At 62.0% G+C, this 20,566-nt stretch carries 21 protein-coding genes; 7 read left to right on the forward strand and 14 right to left on the reverse strand.

The window, feature by feature from the left end:
• On the reverse strand, window positions 1-1,407 hold the full coding sequence (leuC, locus tag K7H22_RS14540; protein ID WP_230801591.1) for a 3-isopropylmalate dehydratase large subunit: 1,407 nt from the start codon (window positions 1,405-1,407) through the stop codon (window positions 1-3).
• Window positions 1,404-2,213, reverse strand: coding sequence for a GntR family transcriptional regulator (locus tag K7H22_RS14545; protein ID WP_269063132.1), 810 nt, complete (start codon window positions 2,211-2,213; stop codon window positions 1,404-1,406). Before K7H22_RS14545 ends, leuC begins: the two co-directional genes overlap by 4 nt.
• Window positions 2,214-2,374: 161 nt before the next feature.
• On the opposite strand from K7H22_RS14545, the gene K7H22_RS14550 reads away from it, so the two are divergent.
• From K7H22_RS14550 to K7H22_RS14580, 7 genes are all read left to right on the forward strand, one after another.
• The gene (locus tag K7H22_RS14550; protein ID WP_230801593.1) at window positions 2,375-2,944 is read left to right on the forward strand and encodes a tautomerase family protein; all 570 of its coding nucleotides are present in this window, start codon (window positions 2,375-2,377) and stop codon (window positions 2,942-2,944) included.
• The gene (locus K7H22_RS14555) at window positions 2,941-4,644 is read left to right on the forward strand and encodes a hydantoinase B/oxoprolinase family protein (protein WP_230801594.1); all 1,704 of its coding nucleotides are present in this window, start codon (window positions 2,941-2,943) and stop codon (window positions 4,642-4,644) included. The genes K7H22_RS14550 and K7H22_RS14555 overlap by 4 nt, the downstream gene beginning before the upstream one ends.
• The gene (locus K7H22_RS14560) at window positions 4,641-6,719 is read left to right on the forward strand and encodes a hydantoinase/oxoprolinase family protein (protein ID WP_230801595.1); all 2,079 of its coding nucleotides are present in this window, start codon (window positions 4,641-4,643) and stop codon (window positions 6,717-6,719) included. Before K7H22_RS14555 ends, K7H22_RS14560 begins: the two co-directional genes overlap by 4 nt.
• A gap of 3 nt (window positions 6,720-6,722) precedes the next feature.
• The gene (locus K7H22_RS14565; RefSeq protein ID WP_230801596.1) at window positions 6,723-7,343 is read left to right on the forward strand and encodes a cysteine hydrolase family protein; all 621 of its coding nucleotides are present in this window, start codon (window positions 6,723-6,725) and stop codon (window positions 7,341-7,343) included.
• Window positions 7,340-8,209, forward strand: coding sequence for an isocitrate lyase/PEP mutase family protein (locus tag K7H22_RS14570; RefSeq protein ID WP_230801597.1), 870 nt, complete (start codon window positions 7,340-7,342; stop codon window positions 8,207-8,209). Before K7H22_RS14565 ends, K7H22_RS14570 begins: the two co-directional genes overlap by 4 nt.
• Before the next feature lie 3 nt (window positions 8,210-8,212).
• Window positions 8,213-9,580, forward strand: a complete 1,368-nt coding sequence (locus tag K7H22_RS14575) for an FAD-dependent oxidoreductase (protein WP_230801598.1) — start codon at window positions 8,213-8,215, stop codon at window positions 9,578-9,580.
• Window positions 9,581-9,702: 122 nt separating this feature from the next.
• Entirely contained in the window at window positions 9,703-10,257 is a 555-nt protein-coding gene (locus K7H22_RS14580) for a TetR/AcrR family transcriptional regulator (protein ID WP_230801599.1), read from the forward strand.
• 7 nt (window positions 10,258-10,264) lie between these two features.
• Here the strand turns inward: K7H22_RS14580 and recO are convergent, their stop codons facing one another.
• The 12 genes from recO to folK all read right to left on the reverse strand — a co-directional run bounded on the left by recO (window position 10,265) and on the right by folK (window position 20,535).
• Entirely contained in the window at window positions 10,265-10,996 is a 732-nt protein-coding gene (gene recO / locus K7H22_RS14585; RefSeq protein WP_230801600.1) for a DNA repair protein RecO, read from the reverse strand.
• Window positions 10,997-11,026: 30 nt separating this feature from the next.
• On the reverse strand, window positions 11,027-11,389 hold the full coding sequence (locus K7H22_RS14590) for a DUF1491 family protein (protein ID WP_230801601.1): 363 nt from the start codon (window positions 11,387-11,389) through the stop codon (window positions 11,027-11,029).
• A 39-nt stretch (window positions 11,390-11,428) separates the two neighbouring features.
• Window positions 11,429-12,334 carry a GTPase Era gene (gene era / locus K7H22_RS14595; protein WP_230801602.1) on the reverse strand — a complete coding sequence of 302 codons (906 nt, stop codon included), beginning with the start codon at window positions 12,332-12,334 and terminating at the stop codon, window positions 11,429-11,431.
• On the reverse strand, window positions 12,331-13,014 hold the full coding sequence (gene rnc, locus K7H22_RS14600; protein WP_230801603.1) for a ribonuclease III: 684 nt from the start codon (window positions 13,012-13,014) through the stop codon (window positions 12,331-12,333). Before rnc ends, era begins: the two co-directional genes overlap by 4 nt.
• Complete coding sequence (gene lepB, locus K7H22_RS14605; protein ID WP_230801604.1) at window positions 13,011-13,847, reverse strand: signal peptidase I; 837 nt, start codon at window positions 13,845-13,847, stop codon at window positions 13,011-13,013. Before lepB ends, rnc begins: the two co-directional genes overlap by 4 nt.
• Before the next feature lie 127 nt (window positions 13,848-13,974).
• Window positions 13,975-14,388: a holo-ACP synthase gene (gene acpS, locus K7H22_RS14610; RefSeq protein WP_230801605.1), complete on the reverse strand. Its 414-nt coding sequence runs from the start codon at window positions 14,386-14,388 to the stop codon at window positions 13,975-13,977.
• Window positions 14,389-14,406: 18 nt separating this feature from the next.
• Window positions 14,407-15,909, reverse strand: a complete 1,503-nt coding sequence (locus K7H22_RS14615; protein ID WP_230801606.1) for an alpha/beta hydrolase — start codon at window positions 15,907-15,909, stop codon at window positions 14,407-14,409.
• A gap of 7 nt (window positions 15,910-15,916) precedes the next feature.
• Window positions 15,917-16,678: a pyridoxine 5'-phosphate synthase gene (locus K7H22_RS14620; RefSeq protein WP_230801607.1), complete on the reverse strand. Its 762-nt coding sequence runs from the start codon at window positions 16,676-16,678 to the stop codon at window positions 15,917-15,919.
• Between the two features lie 18 nt (window positions 16,679-16,696).
• On the reverse strand, window positions 16,697-17,359 hold the full coding sequence (locus tag K7H22_RS14625) for a DUF2062 domain-containing protein (RefSeq protein ID WP_230801608.1): 663 nt from the start codon (window positions 17,357-17,359) through the stop codon (window positions 16,697-16,699).
• Between the two features lie 15 nt (window positions 17,360-17,374).
• Window positions 17,375-19,507 (reverse strand): RelA/SpoT family protein, encoded by a 2,133-nt coding sequence (locus K7H22_RS14630; RefSeq protein WP_230801609.1) that lies wholly within the window; start codon window positions 19,505-19,507, stop codon window positions 17,375-17,377.
• Window positions 19,508-19,536: 29 nt separating this feature from the next.
• Window positions 19,537-19,896 (reverse strand): DNA-directed RNA polymerase subunit omega, encoded by a 360-nt coding sequence (rpoZ, locus tag K7H22_RS14635; RefSeq protein ID WP_230801610.1) that lies wholly within the window; start codon window positions 19,894-19,896, stop codon window positions 19,537-19,539.
• A gap of 72 nt (window positions 19,897-19,968) precedes the next feature.
• Window positions 19,969-20,535: a 2-amino-4-hydroxy-6-hydroxymethyldihydropteridine diphosphokinase gene (gene folK / locus K7H22_RS14640; protein WP_230801611.1), complete on the reverse strand. Its 567-nt coding sequence runs from the start codon at window positions 20,533-20,535 to the stop codon at window positions 19,969-19,971.
• Window positions 20,536-20,566: the final 31 nt, after the last annotated feature.

Here is a 20,566-nt window from a genome sequence, read left to right on the forward strand (position 1 = left end):
TCACACCCTTCCGTCCAGCAAGGGGCGCACATCGGTCAGCGTGCCTGTCACAGCCGCCGCCGCCACCATCGCGGGGCTCATCAGGTGGGTGCGCGCGCCGCGCCCCTGACGGCCCTTGAAGTTGCGGTTGGTCGACGAGGCGCAGCGTTTGCCCGCGCCGACCAGATCGCCGTTCATGCCCACGCACATCGAACAGCCCGACGCGACCCATTCCAGACCAGCATCGGTAAAAATCCGGTCCAACCCTTCGCGTTCCGCCTGCGCCTTGACCAGCGCCGACCCCGGCGAGACCAGACCCGGCACCTTCGCCTTGCGCCCCGACAGCACGGCTGCGGCAAGGCGCAGATCCTCGATCCGGCCATTTGTGCAGGAACCGATGAAAACCTGATCCACCGGTGTGCCCTGAATCCTCTGGCCCGGAACAAGACCCATATATTCCATCGCAGCACGGACCTGATCGGCGCGGGCGCGGTCCAGTTCGGCGGGATCAGGCAGGTTTGCGGTGATCGGCAACGCCTCTTCGGGGCTGGTGCCCCATGTGACGGTTGGCGCGATCTCGGCCCCGTCCAGAGTGATCTCGCTGTCGAAAATCGCATCCGCGTCACTGGCAAGCGCCCGCCAGTCGGCAACAGCTCGGTTCCAATCCTTAGCTTTCGGCGCGAACGGACGCCCCTCGATATAGGTGAAGGTCACGTCATCGGGTGCCACCATCCCGCAACGGGCACCGCCCTCGATGGACAGATTGCAAAGCGTCATGCGCCCTTCCATGCTCATGTTTTCGACGACCGGCCCCGCATATTCGATCGCGTGCCCGCGCGCACCATCAGCGCCCAACCGCGCGATCCAGAACAGCGCCAGATCCTTGGCCGAGACCGCAGGCCCCAATTGCCCTGTCACTGTGATCCGCATCGTCTTGGGCCGCTTTTGCCAGATCGTCTGCGTGGCCAGCACATGCGCCACTTCGGTCGCACCGATCCCGAAGGCCAGCGCGCCGAAGGCTCCGTGAGTGGAGGTATGGCTGTCCCCGCAATTGATCAGCAGGCCCGGCAAGGTCAGCCCCTGTTCCGGTCCCATCACATGCACGATCCCCTGACGCGGATCGCGCATCCCGAAGCATCGGATGCCGTGGCGGGCCGTATTCTCTTCCAGCGTGCGGATCATTCGCGCGATATCCGGATCGGCAATCCTGTCGCGTTCCCGAGTCGGCGCGTAGTGGTCCACGACACCAATCGTCAAGGCAGGCTCGGCGACCGGCAGACGACGCTCAGCCAGTTTAGCAAAGGCATGGTGCGAGCCTTCATGCACCAGATGCCGATCCACCCAGAGAAGTGATGCACCATCCTCGCGCTGCAAGACTTCATGCGCATCCCAGACCTTGTCGAACAATGTGCGGGAGTTTGCCGTCATTCCGCTGCCTCACGAGCAGTTGGATCACCGATCACCGGCTCCCAATGCCTGTCGCCGCCCAGCCCTACCCGGGTCAGCGTCATCTCAAGCCGGAAGGCATCTGCACGGTACAGCGCCGATAGATATTCCACGCCCTGACCGTTGATATCACGCACAACACGACGCAACGACAGAAGGGCTGAACCGACCGATACGCCAAGCGCCTCGGCCACATCGGGCGAGGCCAGCGTGGCTGTGACCGACTGGTGCGCGGCATCCACTTCGACACCCGAGCGCTCGAGAAGTCGGAAAAGCGGCGTCGTGGCCAGATCGGCTTCGGTATAGTTGGTGGCAATCGCTTCGGGCACATAGGTCGTCAGGTGCGAGAAGGGCCGCCCCTCGACAAGCCGGACGCGCACGGCAGTTTGCACCCGCGCACCTTCGGGCAGCGCCATTGCCGTGGCGACCGTGTCGGGCGCTGGACCGTAGGAGAATGACAAAAGCCTTGCTGTTGTGGATTGCCCCATCGCGACAAGCTGCGGGATCAGTGTGGTGAAATCGGCGGCCAGCGGCGCCGATGCGCCCTCAGGCGCACGCACAATGCTTCCGCTACCGGCGCGCTTTTCGATCAGGCCGTCAGCGGCCAGCGCCTCGAGCGCGCGCCGGATGGTCACACGCGAAACACCATGCAACTCGGCCAGACGCTGTTCTCCAGGCAAGCTGGTTCCGGCGGGAAAAGTGCCGTTGGACATGTCATCGCGCAGCAACAGATAGACCCTGCGCGCCTTACCGCCCTCTGGCAGACCAGACCTGAGCTGTGTGTTCAAAGCCACCCCCAAAGCGCCGTCAACACGACGGATTCGCACACAAACGTATCAACGGCTTTCAGAAAAGCAAGTAATCCGTCATATCAATCATCATAAATTTGATCTTTCCAGATACTAAAATCTGTATTAGCAAAGATACAGGTTATTCAGGGAGGGATGCGATGCCGATTATTGAGGCGCATGTGCTTGAAGGCTACGACAACGATGCAAAAACGCGGCTGGGCAAGGCTTTGACAGAGGCTGTGCAGCTTGTCGTGCCTGCTGCTCCCGATGCGATTACGGTGATTCTGCACGAGATGCCGACGGCCCATTACATGCGTGGCGGTACTCACCCGACAGGTGCACCTGCCCTGCCTGATCCTTGTGCAATCGTCCGCGAGTATCTGGCCGCGATGGAGGCACGCGAGCTTGAGCGTGCCCGCGCGATGCTGGACAAGGGTTTTGTGATGAATTTCCCCGGCGCCTCTGGTCTAACAACTCTGGACGAGTTGATCGCATGGTCGAAGCCCCGCTATCGTTTCGTCAGGAAAACCTATGACGGGTTCGAGGCTTTGCAGGGCGATGGGTGCGCCATCGTCTATGCGCGCGGCACCCTTTACGGCGAATGGCCCGATGGCACGCCGTTTCAGGGCATCCGCTTTGTCGATCGGTTCGAGATCACAGCAGGCCGGATCACGCGACAGGATGTCTGGAACGACATCGCCGAAGTAAAGGCAGCAGGACAAGAATGACACAGACCGCAGATATCGACCCGATCACGCTGGCCGTTCTGGCAGGCCGGATGGAGCAGATCGCCGACGAGATGGACGCGACCCTGTTCCGTGCAGCCTTCAACCCGATCATCGCCGAGGCTCATGACGCGTCGCACGGACTTTACCATGCCCTTTCCGGCGACACGCTTGTGCAGGGCAAATCGGGACTGCCAATTTTTGTGGGCGTCATGTCATTCGCGGTAAAAGCCGTGATCGACAAAGCCGCTGAACATGGCGAGGTCCACGACGGGGATATCTATATCTTCAACGATGCGCATCTGGGCGGCACCCATCTGTCGGATATGCGTCTGGTGCGGCCCTATTTCCGCGATGGGCAGTTGTTCTGCTATCTCGCCTCGGTCGGGCATTGGCATGACGTGGGCGGCGCGGTTCCCGGCAACTACAACCCCGCCGCTACCGATGCGTTTCAGGAAGCTTTCGTGCTGCCGCCTGTGCGACTGGCGCGCGGGGGCCAAGTGAATACCGACATCATCGACATCCTGATGCGGAACACCCGCCTGCCGCAATCGGCCATGGGCGATCTGAACGGGCAGTTGGGCGCGCTGGATCTGGGTGTGCGCCGGATGGACGAGCTTTTGGACGAATACGGCACGGATACCGTCAGTGCGGCGCTGGATGCTCTGGGCCATCGCGCCGAAGCCTTGATGCGGGCCGAGTTGACTGCCCTACCGGACGGCCGTTGGGAGGCTGTAGATTTTCTGGACAATGACGGGATCACCGATGTCGCTTTGCCGATCAAGGTCGCGCTTGAAATCAAGGGCGACACGATGGTGCTGGATTTCGATGGCACAGCTCCGCGTTGTGCGGGTCCGGTCAATATAGCCCTGCCCACTGCGGTGGCCACGGCCTATGTGGCAATCAAGCATATCTTTCCGGCGCTACCTGCCAATGCGGGCGTGATGCGACCCATCAAGGTGCGCATCCCCGAGGGGTCTTTGCTGTCGGCAGAGTTTCCGGCACCCGTGGGCGGCTATACCGAAACGATCCTGCGGATGATCGATGTTATTTTTGCGGCCGCGGGCCAAGCCGCACCCGACCGCGTGGTGGCCAACGCCTATGGCACGATCAACGCGCTGTCGATTGCAGGCAAGCGCAAGAATGGCCAGCCTTGGGTGATGTTCAGCTTTTACGGAGGAGGGCATGGCGGGTCGCCCGAGGGTGACGGGTTGAACCACGGCAATGCGCCGATCTCGACCGCGACAATCCCGCCGCTGGAGATTCTGGAAGCGGCCTATCCGGTGATGTTCCGGCAATGGGCTTTGCGCCCCGACAGCGCGGGTGCGGGGGCGCATCGCGGAGGTTTGGGTGCAGTCTACGAGATCGAGGTGTTGGAGGAGAATGGGGCCGAGGCGTTCCTGTTCGGCGAACGGGGCCACTTTGCGCCCAAGGGGGCTGCAGGCGGTGGCGAAGCGGCGATGAACGTCTTTTCCTATGAGCAGGCGGATGGCTGGCATCATCCGCCGCTGGCGTCGAAAATGCGCGGGATCAAACTGGTCCAGGGGCAGGCCGTGCGTCTGGAAACACCGGGGGGTGGTGGCTATGGCGCAGCCTCGCTGCGGGATCCGAAGGCCGTAGCGCGGGATGTGGCGCTGGGTCTGATCAGCGCGGACGAGGCGGATAAAGCATATGGAACCGCATGGAAAGGGGCGCAGGCATGAGCATGCAAAAGACCGCAGGCCGCATGATCGGCGTTGATGTCGGCGGCACCTTCACCGATGTGTTTGTACTCGACGAGGCCGCAGGCACTGCCACGGTTGCCAAGGTGCCCACAACCCGCCCCGACCAGTCGGGCGGGTTTCTGGACGGGATCGGGCGGCAGGTATCGGACTTGTCCTCGGTTGCTGTCGTGGTGCATGGCACAACCGCAGGCACCAACGCCCTGCTGGAACGCAAAGGTGCTAAGATCGGCGTGATCACCACAGCGGGTCTGCGTGACGTCCTGGAAATGCGCCGCCGCGACCGTCCGCGAACATGGGGACTGCGCGGCGATTTCACACCCGTTGTACCGCGCGATCTGCGCCTTGAAGTGCCGGAACGGACACTGGCGGATGGCGCAATCCGTGTGCCCGTCGATCTGGACGCGGTACGCGCAGCCGCCCGGACCCTGCAGGATCAGGGTTGCGCAGCCGTCGCGGTCATGTTCGCCAATGCCTATGCCAACCCCGCCAACGAGGCAGCTGCCGTGGCCGCGATCCGCGAAATCTGGCCCAACAGCCATGTCTCGGCTTCGTCCGAGATCCTGCCAGAGATCCGCGAGTTCGAACGGTTTTCGACCACCGCGCTGAACGCCTATCTGCAACCCGAAGTCTCGGGTTATCTGGACCGCTTGGAAAATGCGCTGAAACAGGGCGGCTTTGGCGGCGAGTTCATGATCGTACAGTCGAACGGCGGTGTAATGGCGGTGGATACCGCCTGCCGCTTACCGGTCCGCACGGCTTTGTCCGGTCCCGCAGCGGGGGTGATCGCGGCGGCCTATATCGCGCAGATGGCGGGCTTTCCCGATGTCATCACGGGGGACATGGGCGGCACCAGTTTCGACGTATCGCTGATCGCGGGAGGCAAGTCGATGCTGTCGCCGCAAACCTCCATCGACTTCGGCATGGTCGTGCGCTCGCCGATGATCGAGATCACCACGATCGGCGCGGGCGGCGGCTCTATCGCATGGGTGGACAAGGGCGGGTTGCTGATGATCGGGCCGGAAAGCGCCGGATCGAACCCCGGCCCTGTGGCCTACGGGCTTGGCAACACACGGCCCACGGTGACGGATGCGAATGTCGTACTGGGCCGGATTGACCCCGACAACCCCATCGGCGGCAAGTTGACACGGCTGGATGTAGATGCAGCGGCAAAGGCGATTGACCAACATGCGGGCCAGCCCCTCGGTCTGGATACGCTGGCCGCGGCCGAAGCGATCCTGCGCGTCGCCAACAGCCGCATGGCGGGCGCAATCCGTCTGGTCAGTATCGAACGGGGCTTTGATCCCAAGCGGTTCGCCTTCATGCCATTCGGCGGGGGCGGCGCGCTGCATTCCGGCGCGATGCTGGCCGATGTGGGATTGGCCCGCGCCATCGTGCCGCGTTATCCCGGCGTCACCTCGGCCATGGGCTGTGTGATTGCTGATATGCGGCAGGATTTTGTGCAAACCGTCAATGCGATGGTGGACGGGTTGGAGGAGGCCAGTCTTGCTGCTTTCATGCAATCCCATATGGATCAGGGCCTTGCGATGCTCGACGCCGCCCAAACCCGCTTCGAAGCGCGCGATACGGCGTTCGAGCTGGACATGGCTTATGTCGGGCAGACCCATACCGTCGCCGTGCCGCTACCGGTGACCATCACGGATGGACGCGTCATCGCACCGACCCGCGCACAGATCGCCGAGGCTTTTGATGCGGCCTATAAAGCGACATACGGTCGCCTGTTGCCCAAAGGCGCGCGGCGGGTAATGAATCTGCGCTCTGCCGTGACCGGACGCCGACCCAAATTTGATCTTGCCACGCTAGCCCCCCGCAGCACCGGCACGCCCGAGGACGCCCGCAAGGGCGAACGAAAGGTGCATTTCGGGGACCGCTGGCATGACACCGCGATTTACAACCGCCTTGATCTGCCCGTCGGTGCCGTGATCCACGGCCCCGCCATTCTGGAACAACCCGATACGACGGTCTTGATCGAGCCGGACCTGACCGGCACAGTCGACGCTTTCGGCAACACTATCATCACACGGCAGGAGAATTGAACAATGGGCGATTTGACAGCGATTGATCCCCGACGCACGGCTCTTCTGACCATCGACTTGCAAAACGATTTCCTGCATCCCGATGGTGCCTATGGCAGGGCGGGACAGGGCGCGGACGCGATCAAGGCCCTGCCCGACCGCGTCGCCCCATTGCGCGATGCGCTGCGCGCCAGCGGTGGCACCTATGTGTCGGCCCAGTTCACGCTGGTTCCCGGACCGGAAGGTGAGCCGCTGATCGCGCCGCATCTCAAGCAGATGCGCCCCTTCCTGACAAAGGGTGACTTCGCACCAGGGGGCTTTGGTCACGACCTTGTCGATACGCTGGCACCCGCTGATTATACCATTGAAAAGGTGGCCTATTCCGCATTCTACCAGACACGACTGGAATACATCCTGCGCGCCCTGAATATTGATACGCTGATCGTCGGCGGGATCGTCACCAATGGCGGGGTCGCCAGCACGTTGCGCGACGCGCATCTGCGCAATATCGAGACTATCATGCTCTCGGATGGTTGCGCCGCCTTCAAGCAGGAGGTGCATGACGCCACGCTGGTCTCGCTCGGCACTGTCACCCATGTGATGACCTGCGCCGAGACGATCGCCCTGCTGGAGTCTACACGATGAGCTTGCCCGCCCGCCTGACCGCCCCCGAGATCCTGATCGCCCCCGGCGTCTATGACGGTTTGACCGCGACACTGGCAGAACAAGCAGGCTTCGAGGCGCTGTATCTGTCCGGTGCCGCGGTTGCCTATACGCGACTGGGACGACCCGATATCGGACTGACTTCGGTGTCGGAAATGGCCGATACGATGGCGCTGGTCCGCGACCGTACCGCCCTGCCCGTCATCATCGACGCCGATACCGGTTTTGGCAACGCGTTGAACGCGCAGCGCACCATGCGGGTCTATGAACGGGCAGGGGCTTCGGCTTTGCAGATCGAGGATCAGACCTATCCCAAACGCTGTGGGCATCTGGCGGATAAATCCCTGATATCCAAGCAGGAAATGGCAGGAAAAATCGCCGCGATGGCCGATGCCCGCGCCAGTGACGCCACACTGATCATCGCGCGCACCGATGCGATCGCAGTCGAGGGTTTCGTCGCCGCCATGGACCGCGCCGAGGCCTATGTCGCCGCCGGTGCCGATGTGCTGTTCATCGAAGCCCCGCGCACGGGCGACGAACTGGCCACGGTCGCGCAGACCTTCAAGGGCCGCGTGCCGCTGCTGGCGAATATGGTCGAGGGTGGACATACGCCTATCACAGCGGCCAGCGACTTGCAGGCCCTTGGTTTTGATATCGTGATCTTTCCAGGTGGCATTGTCCGCGCCCTCGCCCGCAGCGCGCAGGATTACTATGCCAGCTTGCGAGCACATGGATCAAACACGCCGTTTACGGACCGGATGTTCGATTTCGACGGGCTGAACGCGCGGATCGGCACGCCCGAAATGCTGGCAATGGGGCAGCGTTTTGACGGGCAGGACAAGGGCTGAACCATGCAGATTGCCCCGACGCCTGCCGATGGTTTCGATCTTGAGGTCCAGACCCTGATCATCGGGGCCGGTGCCTGTGGGATGGTTGCGGCCCTTGCCGCAAAGGAAGCGAGCCAAGCGGTTCTTGTGATCGAGGCCGATTCACTGCCGCGCGGCTCGACCGCGCTATCCGCCGGTCTTATCCCCGCCGCTGGCACGCGTTTCCAGCGCAATTCAGGGATAACCGATGATCCGCTTGTGTTTGGTGCCGATATCCAGCGCAAGGCGCATGACGAAAACGATCCGGAACTGGTGACGGCGCTTGCCGACGGGTCTGGCCCCGCGATCGAATGGCTTGCAGACCGTTTTGGCCTGCCGTTTTCTGTCGTGACGGATTTTGACTATCCCGGCCACTCGGCTCGCCGGATGCACGGATTGCCAACGCGGTCGGGCGCGGAACTGGTAGACCGCTTGCGCCAGACTTGCGAGGCGGAAGGCATCGACATCATCTGCGAACGCCGCGCCACGGTGCTGCATCACGAGGGGCGCAGGATTTCCGGCGTCACCGTCGCCCTACCCGATGGCAGCACCGAACGGATAGGATGCGCGCGGCTGATCCTTGCCTGCAATGGCTTTGGTGGCAACCGTGCAATGGTGGCGGAACATATGCCCGCGATTGCAGATGCGCTGTGGTTCGGTCACGACGGCAACCGTGGCGAGGCGGTCTTGTGGGGGCAGGCTCTTGGCGCGACGGCCCGCCACCTGGGGGCCTATCAGGGTCACGGCAACGTCGCCCATCCGCACGGGATCCTGATCACATGGGCCGTGATCACCGAAGGCGGCGTGCAGGTCAATCTTGAGGGGCATCGCTTCTGGAACGAGGCGCAGGGCTATTCCGAAGCCGCGCGCGCCGTCATGGGCCAACCGGAGGGGCAGGCTTGGGTAATTTTCGATGCTAGGATCGCCGGGATTGCCCGTCAGTTTGCCGATTTTCGGGCCGCCGAGGTGCAAGGCGCGGTCAAAACCGCTGACACCGTCGCCAATCTGGCAGCAGTGACTGGCCTGCCAGACACAGCGCTGGCCGATACGCTGGCAAACATCCCCAATAGCGGCACCGATGCATTCGGGCGCAGTTTCCGCACCCCGCCCTTGTCACCACCCTATGCCGCCGTGCGTGTGACAGGTGCGCTGTTTCATACTCAGGGCGGTCTGGACGTTACTGGAAAAGGCCGCGTCCGCCACAAGAGTGGAGCAGTTTTTCCCAACCTCTATGCGGCAGGCGGCGCAGCTTGTGGCGTGTCGGGCAAATCCGATAGCGGCTATCTGTCCGGCAACGGCCTGCTGAGCGCTGTTGTTCTTGGGCGCGCGGCTGGCATGGACTGGCCGGACTGATGCTAGGGCTGCGATGAAATCCACCGCATGGATCGGGCAATGCTGCAACGCAGCGCGACATATCGACTGGGGCATTCTGTCCGCTGTTGCGGGAATCATGCGCGCGTCGTAGGCCGCACTATATGGACAAGCGCACGCGCCTCAGACGATCCGACTGGCTGATGGCCGGTTTTCAGGCCCTAGGGACCGATGGGCCTGCCGCTCTGAAGGCAGAACCGATGGCAAGGCGGCTTGGCACCACGAAGGGCTCGTTCTACTGGCATTTTGCGGATGTTCCAGACTTTCACCGGCAAATGCTGGCGCTCTGGGTCGAGGGGGCAGTCAGCCATATCCCGCAGGCATTGGCGGATGAACCCACACCAGTGGCGCGATTGCGCCGTCTTGGGCAGATCGTGGCGGGCGGGCTGCATCCTGCGCTTGGCGATCTTGTTGTGGAACCCGCGATCCGCGCGTGGGGCCGCGAAAATAGCCGCGTCGCCGATGCCCTTGCCGAGGTCGACACCGCGCGGATCACCCATATCCAGCGCCTGCTGACCGAGGTGGATATCACAAATCCGGAAATGGCGCGGATCATCTATGCTGCCCATGTCGGCATGGCCGATCTGTCGACCCGCGACGGCAAGGACAATGCTGATCCGATGGGATCGCTTGTCGATCTGGTGCTGGCGCTGCGCTAGCTTGGCGTCATTCAAGACGCCGCACAAAGCCGTCCACGAAGCGCTGACGCGCTTCGGGCAGGGGCTTTTCCCCCAAGGCTGGCGCCAGATGTTCGCGCAGGAAATGGCCCGTCGTGACATAACCTTCGGCAATCTCGGCATCGGGCGCAGGCCCCTGCCCCATCAGGCAGGGCGGCAACGGCAAAAGCCGCGCTGCCCATTCGCCTGCCCCTGCGCTTGACACGGCCCTGCCACTGCGCGGCGAGACATAGCTCAGGTCATTGGCGCCGTGACCCAGCACGGCACAACTGCTCAGATCAAGACCGAAGCCCATCTCTTCCAGCAAGGCCAGTTCCCATTGCAAATAGGCCAACGGCCAGATTTCCTGATCGCCCAGCAGATCCAGCAATGTCTCGCTGCGCGCGTAAAGCGCTTCATGGGCCTCTCGCTCGGGCAGGGCAAACGACAAAAGAGCTGTGACCGCGTTCAATCCGGCCAAGGCCTGACGGTCCGCCATCGCCACCCCTGCGCGACTGCGGAGCGGCTCGACTGTGAAGGTGCCGATATGGTCCTCAAGCCGTGCGCGCCATGCCACGTCAAGCTGTGCACCGGCTTGCAGGACAGGTGCAATCTTGCGACTTGCCCCGCCGCGCACCACACCTGCATGGCGACCGTGTTCGCGCGTGAATACCTCGATGATGGCTGCGGATTCCCCGTGCCGCCTGCTGCTCAGCAATATCCCCTGATCACGCCAGTCCATCGGTTCACTATCCACGCAAGGCGGACAAGATCAATCGCTCAGGCCCTGTTCGTCCAGCAAATGACGCCCCTGCCGGTCCTCGACCTCGATTACCCACAGATCGGGATCGCGCGTACGCTGGCGGCGCAGGGCGGCGTCCACCTCGGCTTCGTCGCCTTCGGTCAGGATCACCCATGCGCGTGCGCCTGTCATCAAGTCAAATGAGCGCTGAAAGGCGGTTGCAGTCCGGTCCAGTCGGTTCAGCTTGACCAGAACAGTGCCCGCCGTGTCATCGCCATGTGCCACGACAAAGGCGGGAATATCCGCCAGGCGCAACCGCGCCAGATAGGCCGAGACCCAGAAACTTGCGGTCAACCTGTCGGTCAAATCGCCGCCCCCGCGTTCAGTTTGCAAGAAATACGCATCCGCAGATGCTGCAAGGTGACAGGCAGATCAGGCATTGCCGTCCTTGAAGTCCAAGCCCATCTCGGAGTAACGCTCTGCCTCGTCCAGCCAGCCCGAGCGCACTTTGACCTGCAAGAACAGATGCACCTTGCGGCCCAAAAACTCTTCCATCTCGACACGGGCCGCCTGACCAACCTGTTTGATGGTCTCGCCCTTGTTGCCCAGCACGATGCCTTTGTGACCATCGCGGATCACATAGATGACCTGATCAATCTTGGCCGATCCGTCCTTGCGCTCTTCCCAGTTTTCGGTCTCGACCGTCAACTGGTAGGGTAGTTCCTGATGCAGACGCAGGGTCAGCTTCTCGCGCGTCATTTCGGCGGCGATCATCCGCATCGGCAGATCGGCGATCTGGTCCTCAGGGTAAAGCCATGGGCCTTCGGGCAATGCGCCTGCCAGCCATTCGCGCAGAACCTGCACGCCATGGCCTTTTTCAGCGGAAATCATGAAGGTCTCGACAAAGGGAAAACGCGCGTTCAGATCGCGGGTCAACCCCAGCAGCACTTCCGATTTGACGCGATCGATCTTGTTGATGGCCAGCGCGACAGGGCGGCTTTTGCCGATGCCTTCGAGACCTTCAAGGATCTTCTGCACACCGTCCGTCACACCGCGATGCGCCTCGACCAGCAGAACCACGATATCGGCATCCGCAGCCCCGCCCCAAGCAGCGGCCACCATCGCGCGGTCAAGCCTGCGTTTGGGCGCGAACAGGCCCGGCGTGTCGACAAAGACGATCTGCGCCTCGCCCTCTATCGCCACACCGCGAATGCGCGCGCGCGTCGTTTGCACCTTATGCGTGACGATGGACACTTTTGCCCCCACCATCCGGTTCAAAAGCGTGGATTTTCCTGCATTCGGCTCTCCGATGAGGGCCACGAAACCTGCGCGGGTCATGCGCTCTCCAATCTGTCCAGCAGGGCTTTGGCCGCTGCCTGTTCCGCCTGCCGCTTCGATCCGGCCGTGGCGCTTTCGGCCTCGCCGTTGTCAAGCTGGGCCGACATTGTGAATACGGGGGCATGATCCGGCCCCGAGCGGTGCAATTCAATATAATTAGGCGGTGGCAAGCCACGCGCCTGCGCCCATTCCTGAAGCGCTGTTTTGGCGTCGCGGGCGTCCTGTTCGACGGTGCCGATCCGGTCGCCCCAAAGCTGAAGGATCACTGTGCGGGCGGCCTCGAAACCGCTGTCGAGATAAACCGCCGCGATCACGGCCTCCATCGCGTCGCCCAGAAGCGCCAGCTTGCGCCGCCCGCCCGATATCATCTCGGAGCGACCCAGTTTCAGCACATCGCCCAGATCAATCTGGCGGGCTACATCGGCGCAGGCTTCCTTGCGCACCAATGCGTTATAGCGTGGGGCCAGTTGACCTTCGGTCGCGGCGCGGTCATGGGCCAGCAAGGCTTCGGCCATCACCAGCCCCAGAACACGGTCGCCCAGAAATTCCAGACGCTGGTTATCATCGCGTGTGGCCGAGGACATCGAGGAATGGGTGACAGCCCGCACCAGAAGTTCCGGACGCTGGAAAACATGCCCGATCCGGCCTTCGAGTGCCTTGAGATCCGCCGAGAGCCTCACTCGATCCCCTTGAAGTAGCGATCGCTGCGCCATGTCCAGAAGGCCAGCATCGAACTGCCTGCGGAGGAGAACATGATCCGGTCGGCACGGCCTATCAGATTTTCAAAGGGGACAAACCCGACGCCACCGGCCTGCTGGGGCACACGGCTGTCGGTCGAGTTGTCGCGGTTGTCGCCCATGAAGAAAAAATGACCTTCGGGAACAGTATAAAGCGGTGTATCGTCGGAGCTTTGCCGCGCAATATTCAGCACTGGATGGCTGGTGCCCTCGGGCAGGGTCTCGATCTGGCGGGACTTGGTGCAGTTGCCGCCATCGCCGACCGGTCCGTTCTCGCAACGCGGGCGCAGGCGCTGGGGGCCTTGCGGGGCTGCTGTTTCCTCGAACACGCCATCATCCTGCAATTCGACAGGCTCGCCGTTGATATGCAGGACGCCGCCGATCATCTGAACGGTCTCGCCCGGCAGGCCGATCAGGCGCTTGATGTAATCTTGTCCGCTGACGGGGTGACGGAACACAACGACATCGCCGCGTTGCGGCTCACCACCGAGGACGCGCGTATTGTCACCGCCGACCCAACCGCAGATATCTTCCGCGTCGATATTCAGCCCGACCACGGGAATCCGCAAAGAGGGACACGAGGCGAAGGAATAGCCATAGCTCATCTTGTTCACAAAAAGGAAATCGCCGATCAGAAGCGTCTGTTTCATCGACCCTGACGGAATCCAGAATGGCTGGAAGAACAGGGTGCGGAAAATGCCTGCGATCAGCAGCGCATAGACGATGGTCTTGATCGTCTCGATTATCGAATTGCCTTTTTTGGCGTCGGTGGCCATTGGGTCTTGCTCCTGCTCGGACGGTCTGCGCTACATGAGGGGCGAGGCTGCGTGAGTCAAGCCAAGCTGGTCCGAATGGCAGGGCGTAGCGCCCTGTTTCGGCGCAAGCTGGCGCAGTGTCGGACAGTTACTGCCCTTTTGTAACAATGGGACGCGCCTCGATCACAACAAAGGCCTGCGCCCAAGGGTGATCATCGGTCAGGGTGACATGGATCACTGCCTCGTGGTCGGGGGGGGTCATGCTGGCCAGCCGTTCGGCGGCCCAACCGGTGACCTGCATCTGTGGCTGTCCGCTCCGCAGGTTCGTCACCGCCATGTCGCGCCAACTGATCCCCATCCGCAAACCAGTGCCGAGTGCCTTGGAGCACGCCTCTTTCGCGGCCCATCGCTTGGCATAGGTGCCCGCCACGTCCTTGCGCCTTTCCGCCTTGGCCTGCTCGACCGGTGTGAAGACACGGTTGCGGAAACGGTCGCCGAACCGGTCCAGCGTGGCGGCGATACGGTCGATATTCGCAAGATCTGTGCCGATGCCAAGGATCATATCACGACGCTCCTATTCTTACCCTGCTGCGCTGAACAGCGGAAAACTGACGCCTAGCGCCCAAGCAAGCGCCAGTCCAAGCCCCAGACCTGCCGCCGCAGGACCGCTGCGTTGTGCTATCCATCGTCCCATCAGACCATATATGACGTAAAATAGCAGGATCACCGGCGCGATCAGTGCCAGAAAGAACAGCTCTGACGGGTTCAGCGCCACGGCGATCCCCAGCGAGACCAGAAACCCGAAGCGCGCAAGAATGCGGCGCCCCCATGTGCCCTGCCCTGCCCCCGTGATCAGCGCATCGGCCAGCATGAACGGCACTGCGCCCAGTGCCAGTGCCACGATGATCCAGAGCCGCTGGGATGTGGGCAGGAAATTCGCACCATACCGATCCAATGCCAGACCGAACACCGCAAGCCCCCAGACAACCAGAAACGCCGCAGCCGCTGGTGATAGCGGGCCGGGGCGCAGGCCCGCGCGCCACAAGATCGCCAGTTGCAGCAACCCGTAGATCAGCAGATGCACCGCCAGATGATCGGCCACCAGCACCGGAAGCAGATTGCCGCCCAGCGCAAACCCGACCAGCACGGCCAAACCCGGCGCAAGGACAGCAGGCACCAGCACGGCAAGGACAAAGTGCCCACGTGACAGGGCTGCCAGCGGCATTTCTTGCTGCGGCAAGAGCCGCGACAAAGGCCAGACCAGCACCGTAAGGGCGGTCAGCAACACTGCAAGCCAGCCGCCTGTCGCGGCAGGGGTCACGTTACTTGGGCGGTCATAGCTTGCATCAAGCCAGTCCAGTGCTGCCCGCTGCCCTGTCCGACTAAAAAGCACCCCGACATGCTCGACCCCGGGGGCAACGATGGCAGCGCGGCGGATCGTTTCGGCTGTGACGATCTGGCCCTCGATTGCGGCCGGATCAATCATCCAGAGCGTATCCAGTGCGAAGGCGCGAAGACGCGCCTCTGCCTGACCCGAAATCAGCAGCAAGTCGTCGGGAAAGTCGCGCGTGACCGCCTGCGAGAAGGCCGAGATGGCCACGATGGAGCCTATGCCAGGTTCGACCGCCGCGGCGCGGATGATGATATCCGTCGCCATCGAATGCCCCAATATGGCGACGGGTCCGGTCCAGCCTTCGGCCTCGCGGGCGGCGGCGACCACGGCCAGCGTCTGATCGACCAGACGCATTGTCGTGCCTTCGATCACGCTGACATCACCGCGCATCGGCTGCGGATTTCGTCCATGCCCGTGAAAGTCGAAGGACCAGACGCGATACCCCGCTTGCGCCAGAGGCAAGGCATAGCCCTGCATCATCTGGCGCGATCCGGCAAAGCCATGCGCCACGACCACCAGCGGGCCATCTGAACCGGGCGCAGCCGCGCGCGTCACAGGGGTCTGCCCTGCCGTCAGCGTTTTAATATCAAGACCGCCGCGCGCCGCCTCAAGCTGCCAGAGCGACAAGGTCGCCAAAGCCAAGGCCAGCACAAGTACCGCCCGCCGCCCTATGGTCATGCGCTGGCGCATGCCGCGATCAGCCCTGCAAGGGCGCGCGAGCAGCGTCCATCAGACGCCGCATTTCCTGAATGGCTGGGGACAGGCCGCGAAAGATAGACTCGCCGATGATGAAATGCCCGATATTGAGCTCCATCACCTCGGGGAAGGCCGCAACAGACTGCACGGTGTCATAGGTCAGGCCGTGACCGGCATGCACCTCAAGCCCCAAGGAATGCGCGAAAGCCGACATCTCGCGCAGCTTGGCAAGCTCGGTATCGCGCGCGTCGAAATGCCCTTCGGCATGGGCGTCGCAATAGGCGCCTGTATGCAGTTCGATCACCTCGGCCCCGATCCGGTGCGCGGCTTCGATCTGGCGCGTGTCGGCAGCGATGAAAATCGACACACGGCAGCCGGCTTCGCGCAGTGGCGCGATATAGCCTGCCAGACGGTTCTCCTCACGCGCGACTTCAAGCCCGCCCTCAGTTGTGCGCTCCTCGCGCTTTTCGGGAACGATGCAAACCGCGTGGGGTTTGTGGCGCAGGGCGATCTTCTGCATCTCGGCGGTTGCGGCCATTTCGAAGTTCAAAGGCACGCTCAGTACATCCATCAAGCCTTCGATATCAGCATCCGAGATATGGCGTCGGTCCTCGCGAAGATGGGCGGTAATGCCATCGGCCCCCGCGTCTTCCGCCAGTTTGGCCGCGCGTAACGGATCAGGATAGGCCCCGCCCCGCGCATTCCGCACGGTTGCTACATGGTCGATATTCACGCCCAGCCGCAGTTTTCCCATTGGCTTCATCGGCTCCGTCCTTTCGGTTCAGTCGTTGTCCTGTCGGGCTTCGACCTGACGTTTTGCTTTGGCCTTCAACGCGGCGAGTTTGGCCTTGATCGCGCCGCTGCGCCGTTTCTGATAGGCGCGGATCAACGGCACGCTCAGGAAATAGCAGACCGTCGCAGCGATGATCCCTGGAATGATGCCCCCGACAAGATAGGGAAAGAACACCTCGTCATAGAAGATAGTCAGACTGTGCCAATCCGCCGTGTTGTCGTTGAACATGGCGAAAAAGTTGTTCTTGAGCGCCTCGCCCGCGTCCATGAACTTGCCCCCCAGCGACCGCGCGATGTGATCTTCCGAGGCGGCGGTCTCTCCCAGCAGAAAATGTCCCATCCGCATCGACACCACGCCAATAGGCACGTAGGTCAGCGGGTTGCCAAAGAATGTCGCCAGCAAGGCGGCAAGGATATTGCCGCGCATCACGAAGGCAATGATCGCTGCTGTCAGAAAATGCAGCCCGTAGAAAGGTGTGAATGTTGTGAAGACACCCGCAAAGATACCGCGAGCGATTTTTTCCGGTGAATCTGGAAGACGGTGCAGGCGATGGCGCACGTAATAGGCCGCGCGGGCCCAGCCGCCGCGTGGCCAGAAGAATTCGAGAACGATCCTCCAGAACGGGCGCTTATCCCTACGCTTGAAAACCAATCGACCGACCTTCCCCTATCCGTTCAAAGCTGCCGCACGGGACGGATCACGGAAACGCTCGACCGCGGCCACGTCGCTTTCCGCTTCCAGTGCAGACATGACCGAATGCAGATGTTCTGCATCCCGCAGCTCAACGTCAATCAGCAGTCGAAAGAAATCTGGCTTGCGATCCACGAATTGCAAGTCAGAGATATTGGCCCTCTGCTCTCCGATCAAGGTGCAGATACGACCCAGAACGCCCGCATCATTGCCAATGGTCAGGTTCAGCGTGGCCGTATGGATCGGCGGGTGCTTGCCCGAGTGCCAGTGCAGGTCGAGCCAGCGATCGGGCTGATCCTCGTAGGAGGTCAGTGCCTCGCAGTCGATGGCATGCACGACAACACCCTTGCCGCGAAACGTGATGCCCACGATTCTTTCCCCTGGCAATGGCTGGCAACAGCGCGCGCGGTCGAAGCTTTGTTCGGGGCTGAGGCCGATGACTGCCCGTTTGGTATCGATCTCGTCGGTCTGGTCCGAGGTGAGATCAGGATAGACCGCGCGGACAACCTCGCGCGCTGTCAATTCGGCGCTGCCCAGCCTTGCCAGAACCTCGCCCCGTCCGTCCAGCCGCAGATTGCGCGCGGCGGTGTCCAGAACCTTGTCGGTCGCTTTCTTGCCAAGATGTTCGAAAGCTGAACGCGCGAGTTCCTGCCCCAGTTTGATGAACCGCCCCCGATCCACCTCGCGCAGGGCGCGGCGGATCGCGGCCTTGGCCTTGCCGGTCGTCGCGATCTCCAGCCATGTGGCCTGCGGGATCTGGCCTTGGGCTGTGATGATCTCGACCGACTGGCCGTTCTTGATACGGGTCCAGAGCGGCACACGCATCCCGTCGATCTTGGCCCCTACACAGGCATTGCCGATGCGCGTGTGGATCGCATAGGCAAAATCTATCGGGGTCGCGCCGCGTGGCAGTTTGACCACATCACCCTTGGGCGTGAAGCAGAACACCTGATCCGAATACATCTCGAGCTTGACGGCTTCGAGGAATTCGTCGTGATCCTCTTCAGCGTCAAACTGCTCGGACAGGCCCGCGATCCATTTGGCCGGATCGACAGCAAAGGGGTTCTGCGTGCGGACCCCGTCGCGGTAGGACCAATGCGCCGCGACCCCGGTTTCGGCCACGTCATGCATCTGGCGGGTGCGGATCTGCACCTCGACCCGTTTGCCGTCACGCCCCGAAACAGTGGTGTGGATCGAGCGGTAGCCGTTGGATTTCGGTTGACTGATATAGTCCTTGAACCGCCCCGGCACAGCGCGCCAGCGCTGGTGGATCACGCCCAGCGCACGGTAGCAGTCTTCCTCGGATGCGGTGATGACGCGAAAGCCGTAGATGTCGGACAGGCGGGAAAAGCCAAGCTCTTTCTCCTGCATCTTGCGCCATATCGAATAAGGTTTCTTGGCACGCCCGAAAACCTGCGCCTCGACGCCCGCCTTGTCGAACTCGGCACGCATGTCGCCGGTAATGCGGTGGATCACATCGCCGGTTTCCTTTTGCAGCGTGATAAACCGCCGCATGATCGAGGCGCGACCTTCGGGGTTCAGCACCTTGAAGGCCAGATCCTCAAGCTCCTCGCGCATCCATTGCATACCCATCCGGCCAGCGAGTGGCGCAAAGATGTCCATTGTCTCGCGCGCTTTCTTGGCCTGCTTTTCGGGACGCATCGCCTTGATGGTCCGCATGTTGTGCAGACGGTCGGCCAGCTTGACCAAAATGACCCGCAGGTCCTTGGACATGGCCATGAACAGCTTGCGGAAGTTTTCCGCCTGCTGGGTTTCGCTGCTGGACAGTTGCAGGTTGGTCAACTTGGTGACGCCATCGACCAGATCCGCAATCTCGCTGCCGAAACGGGTGGAAACTTCGCTGTAGGAGGCTTTGGTATCCTCGATCGTGTCGTGCAAAAGCGCTGTCACGATGGTCGCATCATCCAGCCGTTGTTCGGTCAGGATCGCCGCTACTGCGACGGGATGCGAAAAATAGGGCTCTCCCGACTGCCTGAACTGGCCTTCGTGCAGCGCACGACCATAATCATAGGCCGCTCGGATCAGCGCCTCGTTGGTTCTTGGATTGTAGTTGCGGACAAGGGCGATCAGGTCTTCAACCGCGATCATCTGGTCCACGTCCTTTCAGCGCGCAGGGCTTAGCCCTGGCCCTGGGCTTCCATCAACGCGCGCAGCAGCTTTTCCTCGGACATGTCATCATCCGCCGGTTTATCCGCAGGCTCACCGCCACCCATCAACAGCGCCATCGAATCATCTTCGGGCTCGTCGATCTCGATCTGGTTCTGATTCGATTCGATCAGACGCTCGCGCAGATCCGCTGCCGATTGGGTCTCTTCCGCGATCTCGCGCAGGGCGACAACGGGGTTCTTGTCCTTGTCACGATCAACTGTAACAGCCGCGCCTGCAGTGATTTCACGTGCACGATGCGCGGCAAGCATCACCAGTTCGAACCGGTTCGGAACCTTGTCTACGCAGTCTTCAACGGTTACGCGGGCCATAAGTGCACTCCAATCAGCGGATGTCGTGTGGAAACCCGCTATTTAGGCTGGTTCGGTCGCGGTTACAAGCCGCTATTGCGAGACTTTGACCGCGTCACGCTCAGTCGTGGGCAGTGCCGCCAACATCTGCGCCACGGTTTGCGCGGTCAGCGGATGAACCCAGTCAGGCGCGATATCGGCCAAAGGCACCAGAACAAAGGCGCGGTCCTGCAAGCGCGGATGCGGCAGGATCAGGCGATCTGGTGTCGCCTCTATCTGGTCCTGAGGCAAAAGCGCTCGCCACTGTTCCTGCGTGGCACTGTCCGGCGATACCAGACCGCCTGCGGCCAATAGATCAAGATCAAGGGTCCGCATACCCCAACGCTGCACACGCTCGCGCCCATATACGGCTTCGATCCGGTGCAGAAGCGCCAGAAACGCATCGGGAAGCAGTTCGCTGCGAACCCGTGCCGCAGCGTTGACGTAATCGGGGCCAGCCCCCTTTGGAAAGCAGGGCGTGTCAAAAAACCGGCTGACAGCCACCACATCTGCCCCCGACGCGCGCAGGTCGGACAGGGCAGCGCTAAGAGTCTGCGCGGGCGCACCGGAATTTGATGGCAAATTGCCGCCCAGAGCTATGAGGTATTCTTGATCGAGCATGATCGGTCAACTATCCTTCGATAGCTCTATA

This window comes from Seohaeicola saemankumensis (assembly GCF_021021435.1).
Lineage (GTDB): Bacteria > Pseudomonadota > Alphaproteobacteria > Rhodobacterales > Rhodobacteraceae > Seohaeicola.

What these genes read in the sequence shown, in the direction of transcription:
- K7H22_RS14565 (WP_230801596.1), top strand. Translation starts at nt 6,723, where the DNA reads ATGGGCGATTTGACAGCGATTGATCCCCGACGCACGGCTCTTCTGACC.
- K7H22_RS14570 (WP_230801597.1), top strand. Translation starts at nt 7,340, where the DNA reads ATGAGCTTGCCCGCCCGCCTGACCGCCCCCGAGATCCTGATCGCCCCC.
- K7H22_RS14555 (WP_230801594.1), top strand. Translation starts at nt 2,941, where the DNA reads ATGACACAGACCGCAGATATCGACCCGATCACGCTGGCCGTTCTGGCA.
- era (WP_230801602.1), bottom strand. Translation starts at nt 12,334, where the DNA reads ATGACCCGCGCAGGTTTCGTGGCCCTCATCGGAGAGCCGAATGCAGGA.
- K7H22_RS14560 (WP_230801595.1), top strand. Translation starts at nt 4,641, where the DNA reads ATGAGCATGCAAAAGACCGCAGGCCGCATGATCGGCGTTGATGTCGGC.
- folK (WP_230801611.1), bottom strand. Translation starts at nt 20,535, where the DNA reads ATGCTCGATCAAGAATACCTCATAGCTCTGGGCGGCAATTTGCCATCA.
- K7H22_RS14580 (WP_230801599.1), top strand. Translation starts at nt 9,703, where the DNA reads ATGGACAAGCGCACGCGCCTCAGACGATCCGACTGGCTGATGGCCGGT.
- lepB (WP_230801604.1), bottom strand. Translation starts at nt 13,847, where the DNA reads ATGGCCACCGACGCCAAAAAAGGCAATTCGATAATCGAGACGATCAAG.
- K7H22_RS14615 (WP_230801606.1), bottom strand. Translation starts at nt 15,909, where the DNA reads ATGCGCCAGCGCATGACCATAGGGCGGCGGGCGGTACTTGTGCTGGCC.
- K7H22_RS14630 (WP_230801609.1), bottom strand. Translation starts at nt 19,507, where the DNA reads ATGATCGCGGTTGAAGACCTGATCGCCCTTGTCCGCAACTACAATCCA.
- acpS (WP_230801605.1), bottom strand. Translation starts at nt 14,388, where the DNA reads ATGATCCTTGGCATCGGCACAGATCTTGCGAATATCGACCGTATCGCC.
- K7H22_RS14620 (WP_230801607.1), bottom strand. Translation starts at nt 16,678, where the DNA reads ATGAAGCCAATGGGAAAACTGCGGCTGGGCGTGAATATCGACCATGTA.
- leuC (WP_230801591.1), bottom strand. Translation starts at nt 1,407, where the DNA reads ATGACGGCAAACTCCCGCACATTGTTCGACAAGGTCTGGGATGCGCAT.
- recO (WP_230801600.1), bottom strand. Translation starts at nt 10,996, where the DNA reads ATGGACTGGCGTGATCAGGGGATATTGCTGAGCAGCAGGCGGCACGGG.
- K7H22_RS14575 (WP_230801598.1), top strand. Translation starts at nt 8,213, where the DNA reads ATGCAGATTGCCCCGACGCCTGCCGATGGTTTCGATCTTGAGGTCCAG.
- rpoZ (WP_230801610.1), bottom strand. Translation starts at nt 19,896, where the DNA reads ATGGCCCGCGTAACCGTTGAAGACTGCGTAGACAAGGTTCCGAACCGG.
- K7H22_RS14550 (WP_230801593.1), top strand. Translation starts at nt 2,375, where the DNA reads ATGCCGATTATTGAGGCGCATGTGCTTGAAGGCTACGACAACGATGCA.